Source organism: Mesorhizobium sp. 10J20-29, assembly GCF_054130485.1.
On the sequence record NZ_CP199156.1, the window covers coordinates 803,553 to 818,698 of the forward strand.

13 protein-coding genes are annotated in these 15,146 nt (G+C 63.7%); 4 read left to right on the forward strand and 9 right to left on the reverse strand.

What is annotated here, in order from left to right; translation table 11 throughout:
• Positions 1–10 precede the first annotated feature (10 nt).
• Positions 11–1,423: a di-heme oxidoredictase family protein gene (locus ACT2BZ_RS03915; RefSeq protein ID WP_457939432.1), complete on the forward strand. Its 1,413-nt coding sequence runs from the start codon at positions 11–13 to the stop codon at positions 1,421–1,423.
• Between the two features lie 14 nt (positions 1,424–1,437).
• Positions 1,438–3,075, forward strand: a complete 1,638-nt coding sequence (locus ACT2BZ_RS03920; protein ID WP_457941213.1) for an FG-GAP repeat domain-containing protein — start codon at positions 1,438–1,440, stop codon at positions 3,073–3,075.
• 5 nt (positions 3,076–3,080) lie between these two features.
• On the opposite strand, the gene phoB is transcribed toward ACT2BZ_RS03920, so the two are convergent.
• The 8 genes from phoB to ACT2BZ_RS03960 all read right to left on the reverse strand — a co-directional run bounded on the left by phoB (position 3,081) and on the right by ACT2BZ_RS03960 (position 13,737).
• Positions 3,081–3,770 carry a phosphate regulon transcriptional regulator PhoB gene (phoB, locus tag ACT2BZ_RS03925; protein ID WP_457939433.1) on the reverse strand — a complete coding sequence of 230 codons (690 nt, stop codon included), beginning with the start codon at positions 3,768–3,770 and terminating at the stop codon, positions 3,081–3,083.
• Between the two features lie 24 nt (positions 3,771–3,794).
• Complete coding sequence (gene phoU, locus ACT2BZ_RS03930; RefSeq protein ID WP_457939434.1) at positions 3,795–4,502, reverse strand: phosphate signaling complex protein PhoU; 708 nt, start codon at positions 4,500–4,502, stop codon at positions 3,795–3,797.
• Positions 4,503–4,542: 40 nt separating this feature from the next.
• Complete coding sequence (gene pstB, locus ACT2BZ_RS03935) at positions 4,543–5,358, reverse strand: phosphate ABC transporter ATP-binding protein PstB (protein ID WP_457939436.1); 816 nt, start codon at positions 5,356–5,358, stop codon at positions 4,543–4,545.
• A 14-nt stretch (positions 5,359–5,372) separates the two neighbouring features.
• Positions 5,373–6,686, reverse strand: a complete 1,314-nt coding sequence (pstA, locus tag ACT2BZ_RS03940; protein WP_457939437.1) for a phosphate ABC transporter permease PstA — start codon at positions 6,684–6,686, stop codon at positions 5,373–5,375.
• Complete coding sequence (gene pstC / locus ACT2BZ_RS03945) at positions 6,683–8,149, reverse strand: phosphate ABC transporter permease subunit PstC (RefSeq protein ID WP_457939439.1); 1,467 nt, start codon at positions 8,147–8,149, stop codon at positions 6,683–6,685. The genes pstA and pstC overlap by 4 nt, the downstream gene beginning before the upstream one ends.
• A gap of 96 nt (positions 8,150–8,245) precedes the next feature.
• Positions 8,246–9,283: a PstS family phosphate ABC transporter substrate-binding protein gene (locus ACT2BZ_RS03950; protein ID WP_457939441.1), complete on the reverse strand. Its 1,038-nt coding sequence runs from the start codon at positions 9,281–9,283 to the stop codon at positions 8,246–8,248.
• Between the two features lie 296 nt (positions 9,284–9,579).
• On the reverse strand, positions 9,580–13,404 hold the full coding sequence (locus ACT2BZ_RS03955) for a PAS-domain containing protein (RefSeq protein WP_457939442.1): 3,825 nt from the start codon (positions 13,402–13,404) through the stop codon (positions 9,580–9,582).
• 33 nt (positions 13,405–13,437) lie between these two features.
• Positions 13,438–13,737: a hypothetical protein gene (locus ACT2BZ_RS03960; protein ID WP_457939443.1), complete on the reverse strand. Its 300-nt coding sequence runs from the start codon at positions 13,735–13,737 to the stop codon at positions 13,438–13,440.
• Positions 13,738–13,950: 213 nt separating this feature from the next.
• On the opposite strand from ACT2BZ_RS03960, the gene ACT2BZ_RS03965 reads away from it, so the two are divergent.
• Together ACT2BZ_RS03965 and ACT2BZ_RS03970 are read left to right on the forward strand one after the other, a co-directional pair.
• Positions 13,951–14,250 carry a hypothetical protein gene (locus ACT2BZ_RS03965; protein ID WP_457939445.1) on the forward strand — a complete coding sequence of 100 codons (300 nt, stop codon included), beginning with the start codon at positions 13,951–13,953 and terminating at the stop codon, positions 14,248–14,250.
• 49 nt (positions 14,251–14,299) lie between these two features.
• Entirely contained in the window at positions 14,300–14,701 is a 402-nt protein-coding gene (locus tag ACT2BZ_RS03970; protein ID WP_457939446.1) for a hypothetical protein, read from the forward strand.
• 80 nt (positions 14,702–14,781) lie between these two features.
• On the opposite strand, the gene ACT2BZ_RS03975 is transcribed toward ACT2BZ_RS03970, so the two are convergent.
• A complete protein-coding gene (locus ACT2BZ_RS03975) occupies positions 14,782–15,078 on the reverse strand; it encodes a hypothetical protein (protein WP_457939448.1) in 297 nt (98 codons plus the stop codon).
• Positions 15,079–15,146: the final 68 nt, after the last annotated feature.

The window sequence follows — 15,146 nt, forward strand, 5'->3', positions numbered from 1 at the left end:
TCGCGCAAGTTTGGCGGCCCTCATCGCCGCCATCCTCGCCAGCCCCGTCCTCGCGGTCGCCAGCCCCTGGTCGGAAAAGGTCATCCACGAACATGTCGATCAGTCGACGATCAACGGCACCCTGTCGCTTGAGGCCCTTGAGGCGCTCCGCAGCAAGGGTGAGATTCTGTTCACCGGCCGCTTCACCGAAGCCGATGGCGTGGGCCGGCCGTTCGCCACCCAGGCGATCATTCCGACGAAACGCAAGCGGGCTCCCGAAAGCCCCTTCTTCCGCACCGCGGGCATGGATTCCAATGCCTGTTCAGGCTGTCACAACCAGCCGGTGGTCGGCGGAGCAGGCGATTTCGTCACCAATGTCTTCGTCTCCGAGGGTTTTGAGAGCGCCGACTTCGACAGCCTCGACCCGCAGTTCTCGAACGAGCGCGGGTCGAACCATCTTTTCGGCGCCGGCCTGATAGAACTCCTGGCGCGAGAAATGACGGCAGAGCTGCGCACCATCCGCAGCCAGGCTGCAGCAGAGGCACGCAGGACCGGCGAACCGGTCACGGCATCTCTCGCAGCAAAAGGCGTCGACTTCGGCACGATCGTCGCTGCACCGGACGGCGTCATCGACCTCGGCGGCGTCGAGGGCGTCGACGCCGACCTCGTCATCCGCCCCTTCAGCCAGAAGGGCGTCATGACATCGCTGCGCCAGTTCACCGACAATGCACTCAATCACCACCACGGCATGCAGGCATCGGAACGCTTCGGCGAGCGCTGGACAGGCACGCGCGACCATGACGGCGACGGCCACGAGGACGAGATCTCGGTAGGCGACATCTCGGCACTGGTGGCCTGGCAGGCGACGCTGCCGCCGCCGACGGTCCTGCGGCCGACTGATCCTGCATGGCAGGCCGCCGCGACAAACGGCAGCGCGACCTTCGAGGCCATCGGTTGCGCCGAATGCCACAGGTCGTCCCTGCCGCTCGCCTCGCTGAAATTCGTCGATCCCGGCCCCTCGGACATGGCGGGCACGCTGCGCACCGCCGAAGTAGCGGATCCTGCAGTCTACGATCTCTCGCTCTATGCCTGGGCCAGGGCCCTGCCCCGCAACGAGAAAGGTGACGTCCTGGTGCCGCTGTTTGGCGACCTGAAACGCCACGTGATCGCCGACGAACAGGTGGCGGCGCTCGGCAACGAACTGCTGGCCCAGCGTTTCGTCGAGCGCAACGTCTTCATGACCAGCGAACTATGGGGCGTCGGCTCGACCGATCCCTACGGACACCGCAACGACCTTCCCACGCTCGACGGGGTCATACGGGCTCATGGCGGCGAAGGAAGGAAAGCCCGCGACGGCTACATCGCGCTTTCCGATGCAGAGCGCGACGGCTTGATTGCCTTCCTGAGGACGCTGGTCATCGACCCGGCGGCGGTGGCCCGGTGAGCGCGCGCCGCAACATGCTGGCGACCCTCCTTACCGCGCTGGCCGCAGCCGTGCCGGCATGGGCCGAGGACACTGCGCCGCGCAAGCCCGTCAATGACATCCCGCAGATGCACGAGGAGGCGCTGGCGGCAGGCATCGATCATTCCTACACCGGCCCATGGGAGTTCTTCGTCGGTGGCGGCGGCGCTTCGCTCGATTGCAACGGCGACAGGCGCCCGGACGTCTTCCTGGCCGGCGGCAAGGGCGCATCGGGCCTCTATGTCAACGAGAGCGCGGCGGGCGGCGACCTGCGCTTTGCCGAAAAGTCGCTCGACCTCGACGCCAAGGATCTCGCCAACGTGCTCGGCGCCTATGCACTCGACATCGACAATGACGGCCACCGCGACCTTGTTCTCCTGCGGCTCGGCGAGAACATTGTTCTGAGGGGCGGTCCGGGCTGTAGCTTCACCAAGGCCAACAGGCAGCTCTCGCTCGATGGCGGCCGCACCTGGACGACGGCCTTCGCCGCGACCTGGGAAGCAGGCCTGAAATACCCGACCCTTGCCTTCGGCAACTATGTCGACCGTGCCGCTCCCGGTTCGCCCTGGGGCACCTGCGAGGAAAATGTTCTCGCCCGCCCGCAACCGGGCGACAGACCCGACTACTCGCAGCCTTCCGCGCTGACCCCCGGCTACTGCGCGCTGTCGATGCTGTTTACCGACTGGAACCGCTCTGGCACGCCCTCGCTGAGGGTCACCAACGACCGCCAGTATTATCGCGGTGGCGAGGAGCAACTGTGGAAGGTCGAGCCGGAGAATCCGCCCCGGCTCTACGGCAAGGCGGACGGCTGGCAGCATTTGACGATCTGGGGCATGGGCATCGCCGAGGGCGACATCGACGGCGACGGCACGCCCGAGTACGCATTGACGTCGATGGGCGACACCAAGCTGCAGAAGCTCGACGACGAGTCGGACGAGAACCGGCCGGTCTATACGGACGTTGCCTGGGACAAGGGCGCCACCGCGCATCGCCCCTACACCGGCGGCGACCTGAAGCCGTCGACCGGATGGCATTCCGAGTTCGCCGACTTCAACAATGATGGCCTGCTCGACCTGTTCATTGCCAAGGGCAATGTCGAGCAGATGCCCGATTTCGCCGCCAACGATCCGGACAACCTCCTGATCGGCCAATGGGACGGCAGCTTCGCCGAAGCCGGCGATGTCGCCGGCATCGCATTGCCCACCAAGGGACGCGGAGCCATCGTCGAGGATTTCAACATGGACGGCATGCTCGACCTGCTCGTCGTCAACCGCGGCCAGAAGGCCAGCCTGTTCCGCAACTGCGGTGCGGTGGCCGGTGACCTGGCTCGGCCCATGGGCAACTTCGTCGGCATCGAACTGCGACAGAAGGACGTCAATCGCGACGCCGTGGGCGCCCTCATTTACGTCAAATCGGGCACCCAGACCTATGTGCGCAGCGTTCAGGTCGGCGGCGGCCACGCGGCCGGACATGCAGGCTTTATCCACGTCGGCGTCGGCACGGCGGAGCGCGCCGAGATCCGGGTCAAATGGCCGGATGGGGAATGGAGCGCGCCCTACCGGGTCTTCGCCAACAATTTCGTCATCATCGGACGCGACGCGCCCGGCGCTAAATACTGGTACCCGGCCGAGTAGCAGGCCTAGTCTTCGCGGATGGCGTAGCCGGCACCACGGATCGTGCGGATCACGTCTGGCATGCGGCCATTGTTGACTGCCTTGCGCAGGCGCCCGACATGCACGTCGACAGTGCGCTCGTCGATGTAGATCGTCTCGCCCCAGACATTGTCGAGCAGCTGGCTGCGCGAGAACACGCGTCCCGGATGGCGCATCATGAACTCCAGCAGACGGAACTCCGTCGGCCCGAGCTTGATCTCGTTCTTCTTGCGGTAGACCCGGTGCGCCTCACGGTCGAGCATGATGTCGCCGACCTTGAGCACGCTGGACAGCACTTCCGGCTTGGCCCGGCGCAGCAGGGCGCGCACGCGCGCCATGAATTCCGGCGTCGAGAACGGCTTCACCAGGTAATCGTCGGCGCCTGTCGAAAGCCCGCGCACCCTGTCGCTTTCCTCGCCGCGCGCCGTCAGCATGATGATCGGCAGCCGCTGCGTTTCAGGTCGCATGCGCAAGCGGCGGCAAAGTTCGATGCCCGAGATGGCAGGCACCATCCAGTCGAGCACAAGAAGGTCCGGTGCATTTTCCTGCAGGCGGATTTCGGCCTCGTCGCCGCGCGTCACGATCTCGACCTGGTAGCCTTCGGCCTCGAGGTTGTATCGGAGCAGCACGCCGAGCGGCTCCTCGTCCTCGACGACCATGATCTTGGGCGCAATCATTGGCTTGATGCTCTTTCCAGCGCGCTATTCCGCCAAGACCGACAGCGACGTTTCGTCGAGCTTGGGACGGGATACCGGCAATTGTTGTCCTGTAACCACGAAATAGGCGTTCTCGGCGATGTTGGTGACGTGGTCGCCGATGCGCTCGAGGTTCTTGGCACAGAACAGGAGGTGCGTGCAGGAGGTGATGTTGCGCGGATCTTCCATCATGTAGGTCAGAAGCTCGCGAAAGACCGACGTGTACTTGACGTCGATCTTCTCATCGTCGATGCGCAGGTCACGCAGGGCGTCGGCGTCGCGGGCCAGGTAGTGCTTGATGACACCGTCGACCTGGCTGAGCACCATTTCGGACATTCCCTCGATGCCATGCGCGAGGCTGCGCGGCGCCGGGCTCTGCCCGACTGCGCTGACGCGCTTGGCGATATTCTTGGCCAGGTCGCCGATCCGCTCGAGATCGCCGGCCATGCGGATGGCACCAACGACTGCACGCAGGTCCTGGGCCATCGGCTGCCGTTTGGCGATCAGGGTGATTGCCCGGTCGTCGAGTTCGCGCTGCCGCGCATCCATGATCACGTCGTCCGAGACGACCCGCTGCGCCAGCGCCCCATCGGATTGCAGCAATGCGCGGATCGCACCTCTGACCATGGTCCCCGAAAGGTCCCCCATGTCGTTGATCAGCTTCTGGATGCCGGAGAGGTCGTCGTCGAAAGAAGTGACGGTATGTTCGCCCATGATCTAGGTCCTCGTGGTCTGCCGCTTGGGAGGATGCGGCTTAGCCGAACCGGCCGGTGATATAATCCTGGGTGCGCTTGTCGTCGGGGTTGGTGAACATCTTCTCCGTCGCGCCCTCTTCGACGAGGTAGCCGATATGGAACATCGCCGTGCGCTGCGACACGCGGGCAGCCTGCTGCATGGAATGCGTCACGATGACGATCGTGTAGTTCTGCCGCAATTCGTCGATCAGCTCCTCGACCTTGGCGGTCGCGATCGGATCGAGCGCCGAGCACGGCTCATCCATCAGGATGACTTCCGGCGACACGGCGATGGCGCGCGCGATGCAGAGACGTTGCTGCTGTCCGCCCGACAGGCCGGTGCCGGACTCGTGCAGCCGGTCCTTTACCTCGTTCCAGATTGCCGCCTTCTTCAGGCTTGATTCCACCACCGCGTCCATATCGCTCTTGGATTTGACGAGGCCGTGGATGCGGGGGCCGTAGGCAACGTTCTCGTAAATCGACTTCGGAAACGGGTTCGGCTTCTGGAAGACCATTCCGACCCTGGCGCGCAGTTCGACCACGTCGATCGATGGATCGTAGATATCCTCGCCGTCGAGCGTCAGCGACCCGGCGACCGTGCAGCCGTCGATCGTGTCGTTCATCCGGTTCAGGCAGCGCAGAAAGGTCGACTTGCCGCAGCCCGACGGGCCGATGAGCGCAGTGACCTGCTTCTCGCGCACGTCGAGATCGATGCCGAACAGGGCCTGCTTACCGCTGTAGTGAACGGTAACGTCCTTGCCCTTCATCTTGATGGGAGGTTCGGTCAGCATAGGCGTCAGCTTGTCCTCGATGGCCGCTTCGGTCAGCATGTTCATGTCTTTCTACTCCATCACCAGCGACGCTCAAAACGCCTGCGCAGGAAGATTGCCCCAACGTTCATCACGGCCAGAAAGATCAACAGGATGATGATCGCCCCGGAGGTGCGCTCGACGAAAGCGCGCTCTGCCTCGTTTGCCCACATGTAGATCTGCACGGGCAATGCGGTTGCCGGGTCGAAAGGCGTCGTCGGATAGTCGGCCACGAAGGCGACCATGCCGATCAGGATCAGCGGCGCCGTTTCGCCGAGCGCCTGTGCAAGGCCAAGGATCGTGCCCGTCAGGATGCCGGGCGAGGCCAGCGGCAGGACGTGGTGGAACACCATCTGCATCTTGGAGGCGCCAAGCCCGAGCGCTGCCGAGCGGATCGACGGCGGCACGGCACGCAACGCGGCGCGGGTCGCGATGATGATGGTCGGCAGCGTCATCAGGGTCAGCACCAGGCCGCCGACGATCGACGCCGAGCGCGGCAGCTGCATGAAATTGATGAAGATAGCCAGGCCCAGCAAGCCGAACACGATAGACGGGACCGCAGCCAGATTGTTGATGTTCACCTCGATGAGGTCGGTTAGCCTGTTCTTGGGCGCGAACTCCTCGAGATAGATCGATGCGGCGACACCGATCGGCAGTGCCAGCACCAGCACAATCAGCATCATGTAGATCGAGCCGATCATCGCGACGCCGACACCGGCAGTCTCCGGGCGGCTCGATGCGCCGAAGGTGAATAGCCCGGTGTTGAAGCGTTCCTTCATGACGCCGTCCTTCTGCAGCGTCCGCATCCACTCGACCTGCTCGTCCGACACCTTGCGCCGTGCTTCCGCGACGGCCAGGTCGACCTGCCCCTTTGCCGCGGAATCGACGTCAGCCGTTGCCAGAACCCAGACAGTCTGCGTCGTGCCGATGATCGACGGATCGGAAAGGACCATGTCGCGCAACTGCGTCCGCACGCCGTTCGAGATCATGCGTCCAACATCGCGCGTCTTGCTTCGATCCTCTGGATCCACCCCGAGCTTTGCGACCAGGGCATCCTGCGCCAGGCGCGGATAATTCGCCTTCAGCAGGACATTGATATCGGTCGCCCGCTTGTCGCTGGGATCGATCACGCTCTCCTCGAAATTGATCGGCAGCTCGATCGAGGTCTGCCAGAAGGCGGTGTAGCCGTTCGAGAAAACCGTCCACAGGAGCGCGATCAGGAAGAATATGCCGGTCGCTATCGCGGCGATGCCATAGGCGCGAAACCGCTTCTCAGCCGCCTTCCTGCGCTTGATGCCGATGTCGCGCCGCACAGGTACGGCAGCGGTTCCGACGTGCGTTGCAGCGTCCGTCATTCGTACTGCTCCCGATACTTGCGCACGATATAGAGCGCGAACACGTTCATGCCGAGCGTCAGGACGAACAGCGTCATGCCGAGTGCGAAGGCAACCAGCGTCTGCGGCGAGGTGAACTCGAGATCGCCCGTCAGCTGGTTGACGATCTTCACGGTGATCGTGGTCATCGCCTCGAAGGGATTGATGGTCAGGTTGGCCGCCACGCCGGCCGCCAACACCACGATCATCGTTTCGCCGATGGCGCGCGATGCGGTGAGCAGCAGCGCGCCGACAATGCCTGGCAGCGCCGCCGGCAGGATCACCCGACGCACCGTTTCGGACTTCGTCGCGCCCAGGCCGAGCGATCCGTCGCGCATGGCGCGCGGCACCGCGGTGATGATGTCGTCCGACAGCGACGAGACGAAGGGAATGAGCATGATTCCCATCACCAGGCCGGCGGTCAGGACGCTTTGCGCCTGGATGAAGGTGAAACCCGCGATCGCCGTCGAGATATCGCGCAGGAACGGGCCGACCGTCACCAGCGCGAAGAAGCCGTAGACAATCGTGGGGATGCCAGCCAGCACCTCGAGCATCGGTTTGACGATCGAGCGCACACGCGGGGTGGCGTATTCGGCCATGTAGATCGCTGCCATGAGCCCGATCGGCACGGCAAACAGCATCGCCACGAAGGCAATGTAGAGCGTGCCGGCCAGCAACGGGATCAGGCCGAACTGGCCTTCGGCGCCTGAAGAGTCCGCAGCGGCAAAGCGCGGATCCCACACTGTCCCGAAGAAGAAGTTCGACAGCGATACGGAATGGAAGAACTGCAGCGTCTCGAACAGCATCGAGAACACGATGCCGACCGTCGTCAGGATGGCGATGGTCGATGCCGCCATCAGCATGCCGAGAACGATGCGCTCGACATTGTTGCGGGCTCGGGCGCGCACCTTGACGCCTGCGATAGCGAAATAGGCCCCGGCGAGCGCCAGGACCAGGGCAGCCAGACCGCCGATCCATGCAGCCGTAGCCATGGCCGCATTCAGCTCGATCGCCATGGGGATCATGTAGTCTTGCGTGTCGGAAGCCAGTGCCACGCCCTGCTCCGCCAGGAGCGGCCGAAGCGCTTCGAACGTCATCGGGATTTCAGTCGGTCCCGCGGCTTCCAGCTTGCGGATGCCGTCAGCCAGCCCCTTGACCATGCCGAGCGCCAGACCGCGGCTTGCAACAGCGCTTTCATCGGTCTGCGGCGGCAGATTCGCAACGGTCGAGCTTTCGATCCAGGCATTGCTGCCGATCGACCAGACGACCAGGAAAGCCAGGGCGGGCAGCACGGTAAGAAGGAAGGCCCACCAGCCGTGATAATGCACGCGCGAATGCGGCTTCTCGGACGACGAGCGCTGCTGCCCGGCGGCACGCTGGCGGCCGAGGAAGAAAGCGACGGCGCCGATGGCAACGACGATGAAGAGAACAATGGAAAACGACATTCCGGCCCACCCTTCGCGAACGCCGATGGATCGGCGCCGCTAATGTCCCAGGAAAACGCGGGCGCCAGGCGCCCGCGTTTCTGTAGCGTGAGTGGATTACATGGTCTGTCCGTCTTCGAACGCTGCGCGCTGGGCGTCGCGTTCTGCGTCCGGAGCCGGAACCAGGCCGTACTCGGCCAGCGGGCTGTCGGGACCGACCATCTGGTCGTCGAGGAAGAACTCGACATAATCCTTCAGGCCGGGAACCACGCCGAGATGCGCCTTCTTGACGTAGAAGAAGAGCGGACGCGAAACCGGATACTCGCCGGTGGAGATGGTATCGACGCTCGGCACGATGCCGCTCATCGTTGCGACCTTCAGCTTGTCGGCGTTGTTCTCGTAGAACGACAGGCCGAAGACGCCGACGCCGGACTTGTTGGAGTCGATGCGGGCCAGCGTCTCGGTGTAGTCACCGTCGATGTCGACCGAACCGCCATCCTTGCGGACAGCCTTGCATGCCGACTCGGAAGCCTTCTCGTCGAGGCCGGCAGCTGCGCCGGCTTCCATTCCGCCGAGCTCCTTGCAGCCGGCGATGAGGACCTTCTCCTCGAAGACTTCACGGGTGCCGTGCTTTTCGCCGGGGATGTAGGCAACGATGTCCCAGTCCGGCAGCGCCGGATTGACTTCGTTCCACTTCTTGTAGGGGTTGGCGACGAGCTTGCCGTCGACGACAACCTGAGCGGCAACCGCCTTGTAGACGTCGGCCGGGGTCAGCGCCCAGTCCGGACCGGCAATGTCGGTTGCGAAGACGATGCCGTCATAACCGAAGCGCACTTCCTGGATTTCCTTGACGCCGGCTTCGGCGCAGGCTGCAACTTCCTTTTCGCGGATGGCGCGCGAGGAATTGGCAATGTCGATCGTGTCTTCGCCGACGCCCTTGCAGAACTCCTTCAGGCCGGCCGAAGAGCCGCCCGATTCGACGATCGGCGTCTTGAAGTTGGGGAAGGTCTCGCCGAAGTTTTCGGCAACGATCTTGGCATAGGGCAGCACGGTGGACGATCCGGCGATCTGGATCTGGTCGCGGGCTGCGGCGTAGCCAACCGTCGCGGCGAGTGCGACGGCTGCGGCCGACGCCGTAAGGACTGATTTCTTCATTGGGCCTGCTCCTGTCGGAATTATTTCTCGGCGCCCGGTTTCGACGCCCGGGGAGGGATTAGACTCCGTTTATTACAGCTGGATGACAGATTGATGTCAGTCCGGTTACGAGTCACCGGTAACCGGCCAACCCGACTGTGCAGCCGCGCCAGCGGGCAAAACTCCGACCCGGATATGCCCGATGGAATCAAGCGCTTGGCTAGTTGCGGTGGAACCATGTCCACCCGCTCCGCATCAGAAGCTGTTACCTGAGGAAAACTCTTGCGATCCTGCCGGCCAGTTCCGGAAGCGGTTCCTCAACCGGTTTCACGAGCGGCCTCGCCGCCCTGCAAGGCCCAGCGTTCGATCTTGGCAACCAGAGCCTTGGGGCTGATCGGCTTGGGCAGATAATCGTCCATGCCGGCCTCGAGACAGCGCTCACGGTCGCCCTTCAGCGCATGGGCGGTGACCCCGATGATCGGCACGTGCCCGCCGCTCTCCGCCTCGGCGCGGCGGATTGCCCCGGTCGCTTCCAGACCGTTCATCTCGGGCATCGAGACATCCATGAGGATCATCCTCGGTTTCATCTCGCCATAAGCCGCCAGGGCCAGCTTGCCGTTGCCGACGATTTCGAAACTGTATCCCGTCTCGCCAAGGATCTGGGTGAAGACGAGCTGGTTCACCTCGTTATCTTCGGCAACGAGAATGTCGATGCTGTGGTCGCCCGTTCCGGTGCTCGCCCTTTTCTCCTGGCGCGCTGCGACAAGCGCCGTCATTGGCTCGGCTTCGGCCCCCTCGGCCTCCGCCGTTTCCGGCAGTCTGCCGCGATTCGCCTGTATGGTGGACACCAGCGTCTCGAGCAGCACCGACGATCGCGCCGGCTTGGTCAGTTGCGCGTTGATCGCCACGTTGCGGTAGAGTGGGCCGGACAGCGACTGATCGACCGATGTCAGCATCACGATCGGCGTATCCGCGATCGCCGCGGTTTGGCGCACAATCCTCGCCATCTCGGCACCGTTCATCTCAGGCATCTGGTAGTCGAGCACGATGCAGTCGACCGAGACCCCCCTCGCCTGCGCGGCCTCCAGAACCCGCAGTCCCTCCTCGCCGCTCGACGCCGCACAGGCATCGAAAGACCAGGCCGCCATCTGTTCGGCGAGGATGGCACGGTTCACCTTGTTGTCGTCGACGATCAGCACGCGCGCGCCGGTGACATCGGACGGTGTTATCTTGCGCGCCGTCTGCCGGGCGTTGGGAAGGCTGACCTCGAACCAGAAGGTCGAGCCCGCGCCCTCGGTGCTCTCCGCGCCGATCTCGCCGCCCATCAGCGCGACCAGGCGCGACGTGATCGCAAGTCCCAGCCCCGTTCCCTCGTGCCGCCGCGTCGAGGACGAGTCGACCTGGCTGAATTTTTCGAAGATGACGCCGAGCTTTTCGGCCGGGATGCCGATGCCGGTATCGGTGACGGAGATGCGAATCCTTGTCTCGGCGCCCTCCGCCTCGCCACCGACATCGACGAGCACGTAGCCGGCGTCGGTGAACTTGATGGCGTTGCCGATCAGGTTGGTGATGATCTGCCGGATGCGGCCGGCGTCGCCGACATAGGCTTCGCCGAGCTCCGGGGCGATGCGCACGACGAGCTCGATGTCCTTTTCCTTCGCCCGCGTCGATACCAGCGTGGCGACGTCCTCGATCGCTTCGGCAAGGTTGAAGGGCGCCGGATCGAGCACCAGCTGACCTGCGTCGATCTTCGAGAAGTCGAGAATGTCGTTGATGATCGTCAGCAGAGCGTTGCCCGACTTCACGATGATCTCGGTAAAAGTCTTCTGCTTGGGGTCGAGATCCGACTTAGCCAGCAACTCTGCCATGCCGAGCACGCCGTTCATGGGTGTGCGAATCTCGTGGCTCATATTGGCGAGGAATTCAGACTTCGCCCGGTCCGCCAGCACGGCTCTCTGTCGCGCCTCCTGCAGGCTGCGCTCATGCGACTTCAGCTCTGATATGTCGATGCTCGAGCCGATCAGATGGACCGTGCCGTCGCTTGCGATCAGGCGGCTCTTCCTGGCAATCAGCTGTCGCTGCGTGCCATCGCGATGGGTCAGCGTCTCTTCGGTCTCGATTGTCTCGCCGGAGCGGATGACTTCCTCGTCGCGACCGGCAAAGCCCTCGCCCTCCTCGCCAAAGAAATCGCGGTCGGTATGACCGATCGCATCATCCTTGCTGACGCCGGTCATGTAGGACCAGGCCTTGTTGATGAACTCGAAGGCCAAGTCGTCGGACTTCACGTAGGTGGCGACCGGCAGTTCGTCGAGCACGTGGCGGTAGAGCTCGATCTTGCGCATGCTCCTGCGCAGTTCCCGCTCGCGTTCCTTCTGCTCCGTGATGTCGACGCGAACACCGATGAAGGTGCCGTCCGCCGTCCGCATGTCGAAGACCTTGTACCACCGGCCGTCGGGATTGCGCCGCTCGAACACGCTGCTCGGTCGACGGTAATGCGCAAGCATCCCCTCGACCCAGGCCTCCTCGTCGGTATCGTAGAGCGCGTCGACCTCCGGCTCGCCGCTTTCGCGAAAATATCCGATCGAGTGCCCGAGGACGATTGCGTCGCGGAAGCTCGACTCCCGCTTCCATGCCGGTTTGAGGCCGGGCAAGGCCTCATGAATAATCTTGTTGGCCATCAGGAAGCGATCGTCGCTGTCATACATGACGACACCGGCAGGCAACGCATCCAGCACGTCGGCCAGGCGCTTCCGGGCTTCCTCGGCCTCGGTCTCGCGCCGCTTCAGTTCGCTGACGTCGAAGACGACGCAGGCGATATAGCTGCGGCCGCTTTTCATGCGCACCCGGTTCCGCTGCACGACGCGTGACCGTCCTATGCCCTGGAATTCGAAGTCTTCCTCGACTTCCAGACGTTCACCGGTTTTCAGCACCTGCCTCTCGTCGCGTTCGAATTCGGTAACTTCCTCGGCAGGCAGGAAGTCGCTTCCAGGCTTGCCGAGCATGTCCTCGGGACGTTTGTCGAACATCGCCGCAAACGCGTCGTTGACGAGCACGAAGCGCAGATTGTCGTCCTTGACGAAGATCGGGTCCTTGACGGAATTGATGACCGACTGGGCGAGATGGGAGCGCTCCAGCGCTGCCGCCAGTTCGGCCTCGCGGTCCTTCATCTCGGTGATGTCGTAATAGCAGACCAGGCGTTTGCCGCCCGAAAGTGCGGTCACCGAGTAGACCATCGTGCAGCCGTCCGCGCGCGAGAATTCGCGCGGCGCGACGGCGCCATCCCTGAGTTCCGCGAGGCGGGCTGAGACGTACTCCTCCCACTGGTCTGCCTCGATGTCGTAGACGCCATTGTAGCGGTTGACGTCCATCAGCGCCCTGAACGGACTGCCGACAGCTACCTCGCCCGGTTCGAGATTCCAGATGTCGTAGAATGCCCGATTGATGATGCGCGCATTGAGGTCGGCGTCGAGCAGGACCACACCCATCTTCATCGAATCGAGCGTTCGCTCCAAGTCGGAGAGCAGGCGCCCGGATTCCTCGCTGGCCCGGGCGAGTGCTGCCTGCCGGTTCTCCAGTTCCGTGATGTCGGTGCAGGTGGCGATGGTGCCGCCATCGGCGGTCCTGACTTCGCGATGCACATAGCCGCGCCCGTCTGCAAGCCGCACCATCGACCGCGAGCTTGCCGTAGCCTTGCGCCCAGCGAGCAGCGCCGCGCGCCAGTCTTCCGGCCGGTGTCCCTCCAGATCCCAGAAGCCTCGCTCCAGTCCGGCGTCGATGAACTCCTCGAAGCTGAGACCTGGCCGGATCACGTCGCCGAGGCCGCTATACATCGAGATCAGCGCTTCGTTGTAGAGCACGATCCGGTCGTCCGCGTCGTAGTAGCAGAAGGCATCGCTCATCACGTCGAGCGCTTCCATCATGCGCTCGACATGGCTTTCGCCCGCCCGCTCGTCATTGAGCATCCTGTCGCGTTCCGCGGTACCGGCAAGCTGGCCGTGCAACCTTTGCAGTTCCTCGAACGAGGCTGCTAGTCCGGTGACGTTGTGTCCGACGCCGCGATAGCCGAGGAAGTTGCCGTCTTCGTCGAAGCGCGGCGTGCCGCTGACGGACACCCAGCGGCACTCTTCGCGGCTGCCCTTCATCCTGTAGACGAAGTCCCTGAAGGGACGGCGCGCCTACAGCGCATCGAGATGGGCGGCCGCGCTCTTGGACCCACGCGCTACCTGGACAAGGAAATCGAACCGCCTGCGACCGAGAACCTCGCTGGCATCCATGCCGGTGACCTGCGCAAACTCGTCCGACAGCCACGAAAAGCGCAGTTCGGAGTCCGTTTCCCACAGCCAGTCGGAAGCGAGCGCAGCGAGTTCGCCCAGTTCGGCGTTTGAAAACTCTCGCGACGGGCCAGCCGCCAGCCGCACGCCATGCGTACTTCTGTCAGTGCCATGCGGCAAATCCGCATTCTTCTGGTCGCTCATCGGCTCAGTCCGCATCCGCAGGGCGGATTCCCCCCGCGGAATCCTTCGTCGGAATTTGCCAAACAGGCGTTAAGGATTGACTAACCATAAGGACGGTGACGCCGCCGGCGCCTGGCTGCCGACCGGGCATCTGATCCTGACGGCGCAATCGACTTCCCGGCTCCGTTCTGTTTCAATGGAACATCAACGCACGATCACCGCCGGGAGTAAGCCATGCTAAGGTTCTCGCTCGCTGTTCCCCTGCTTCTGGCTGCCCTGCCAGCCGCAGCCGACCCGTCATATACGATCGTCGGCATGACCTGTGCCCGCGTCCAGGCTCTGGTCAGGGACAATGGCTCGGTCATCCTGCACTATCGGTCCAGGCGTGATCCCAACCTGCCGCTCTATGGTCGCTACGTCTCCGATCGCCGCTACTGCCGCTCGGGCGAGATCATCACCTTTTCCAGCGTCCCGGCAGCCGACAAGTCGTGCACGGTGAAGAAGTGCGTCTGGAAGGTGCCGAGCAACCGGTAGGCGAGGCGCCCTTGCGCAGCGGCCGGTCTGGCGAGAGGAGGAGCACGCGATGAAGCGATCGATAGCACCTGTCATGGCGGGGTTACTGGTTCTTTCGCTGGCAGGCTGCACGAGCACGCCGCATGCAAACAAGGCCGCCCGTTCGGCTCCACCGGGTCCGGTGACGCTGTCCGACGCCGAGAGATCGGCCGTTGAGCGCGACACGATCGCGGCGCTACCCGATGTCAGCGCCGGTACCTTCCGGACGATTTCGGCAGCGCGCAGCGCAGACGGCAGGGTGACGGTGTGCGGCTACATAAACGTCACCAGCGGCTCGGGCACACGTTCCGGCGACACGCCTTTCATCGGTGTGCTTGCAGGCGGGGAGTTCCAGATGTCTGCCATCGGCGGCACGAGCGAAGAGACGGTCGCGGTGCAGTCCGAGTGCATCCAGAACCGGGTCTACATCTAGTTCAAGAAGCACCTGTCACCAATGGAGGTCCGGCTGCCCGCCCGGTTGGCTGCCCGGTCATTGTCGAGCCCGCCCTCTGCTCAGTGTAGCTGCGGTCCTTCCGCATGGCCATTCATCCGCTCGATCTCGTCGATGATGCCGATGGCGCGGCGCTTCAAGGCCTCTGCCACCTTGGGTTCGAGCCAATATCCGACCGCGACGTTGCCGAGCGTTACGACCAGTTCCTGCTGCAGCAACCTCGCCTTCCTTGCGTCCATGACGTCGCGGGTTGCGATATGCGCGAACTGCTCGGCGGCAGCGCCATTCAGAGTCTTGTTGCGGACGATTGTCTTCAGCTGATCGTAATTCATGGCGTTGCGGTACTCCGATGCACTCATGGCCGGGAACGCCCGAGGCGTCGGCGGGTTCCGCCAAACAGCCAAGGGACGCCCATGCTCGAGCTTCC

What these genes read in the sequence shown, in the direction of transcription:
- ACT2BZ_RS03970 (WP_457939446.1), top strand. Translation starts at nt 14,300, where the DNA reads ATGAAGCGATCGATAGCACCTGTCATGGCGGGGTTACTGGTTCTTTCG.
- ACT2BZ_RS03920 (WP_457941213.1), top strand. Translation starts at nt 1,438, where the DNA reads ATGCTGGCGACCCTCCTTACCGCGCTGGCCGCAGCCGTGCCGGCATGG.
- phoB (WP_457939433.1), bottom strand. Translation starts at nt 3,770, where the DNA reads ATGATTGCGCCCAAGATCATGGTCGTCGAGGACGAGGAGCCGCTCGGC.
- ACT2BZ_RS03975 (WP_457939448.1), bottom strand. Translation starts at nt 15,078, where the DNA reads ATGAGTGCATCGGAGTACCGCAACGCCATGAATTACGATCAGCTGAAG.
- ACT2BZ_RS03960 (WP_457939443.1), bottom strand. Translation starts at nt 13,737, where the DNA reads ATGAGCGACCAGAAGAATGCGGATTTGCCGCATGGCACTGACAGAAGT.
- pstC (WP_457939439.1), bottom strand. Translation starts at nt 8,149, where the DNA reads ATGTCGTTTTCCATTGTTCTCTTCATCGTCGTTGCCATCGGCGCCGTC.
- pstB (WP_457939436.1), bottom strand. Translation starts at nt 5,358, where the DNA reads ATGAACATGCTGACCGAAGCGGCCATCGAGGACAAGCTGACGCCTATG.
- phoU (WP_457939434.1), bottom strand. Translation starts at nt 4,502, where the DNA reads ATGGGCGAACATACCGTCACTTCTTTCGACGACGACCTCTCCGGCATC.
- ACT2BZ_RS03955 (WP_457939442.1), bottom strand. Translation starts at nt 13,404, where the DNA reads ATGAAGGGCAGCCGCGAAGAGTGCCGCTGGGTGTCCGTCAGCGGCACG.
- ACT2BZ_RS03950 (WP_457939441.1), bottom strand. Translation starts at nt 9,283, where the DNA reads ATGAAGAAATCAGTCCTTACGGCGTCGGCCGCAGCCGTCGCACTCGCC.
- pstA (WP_457939437.1), bottom strand. Translation starts at nt 6,686, where the DNA reads ATGACGGACGCTGCAACGCACGTCGGAACCGCTGCCGTACCTGTGCGG.
- ACT2BZ_RS03965 (WP_457939445.1), top strand. Translation starts at nt 13,951, where the DNA reads ATGCTAAGGTTCTCGCTCGCTGTTCCCCTGCTTCTGGCTGCCCTGCCA.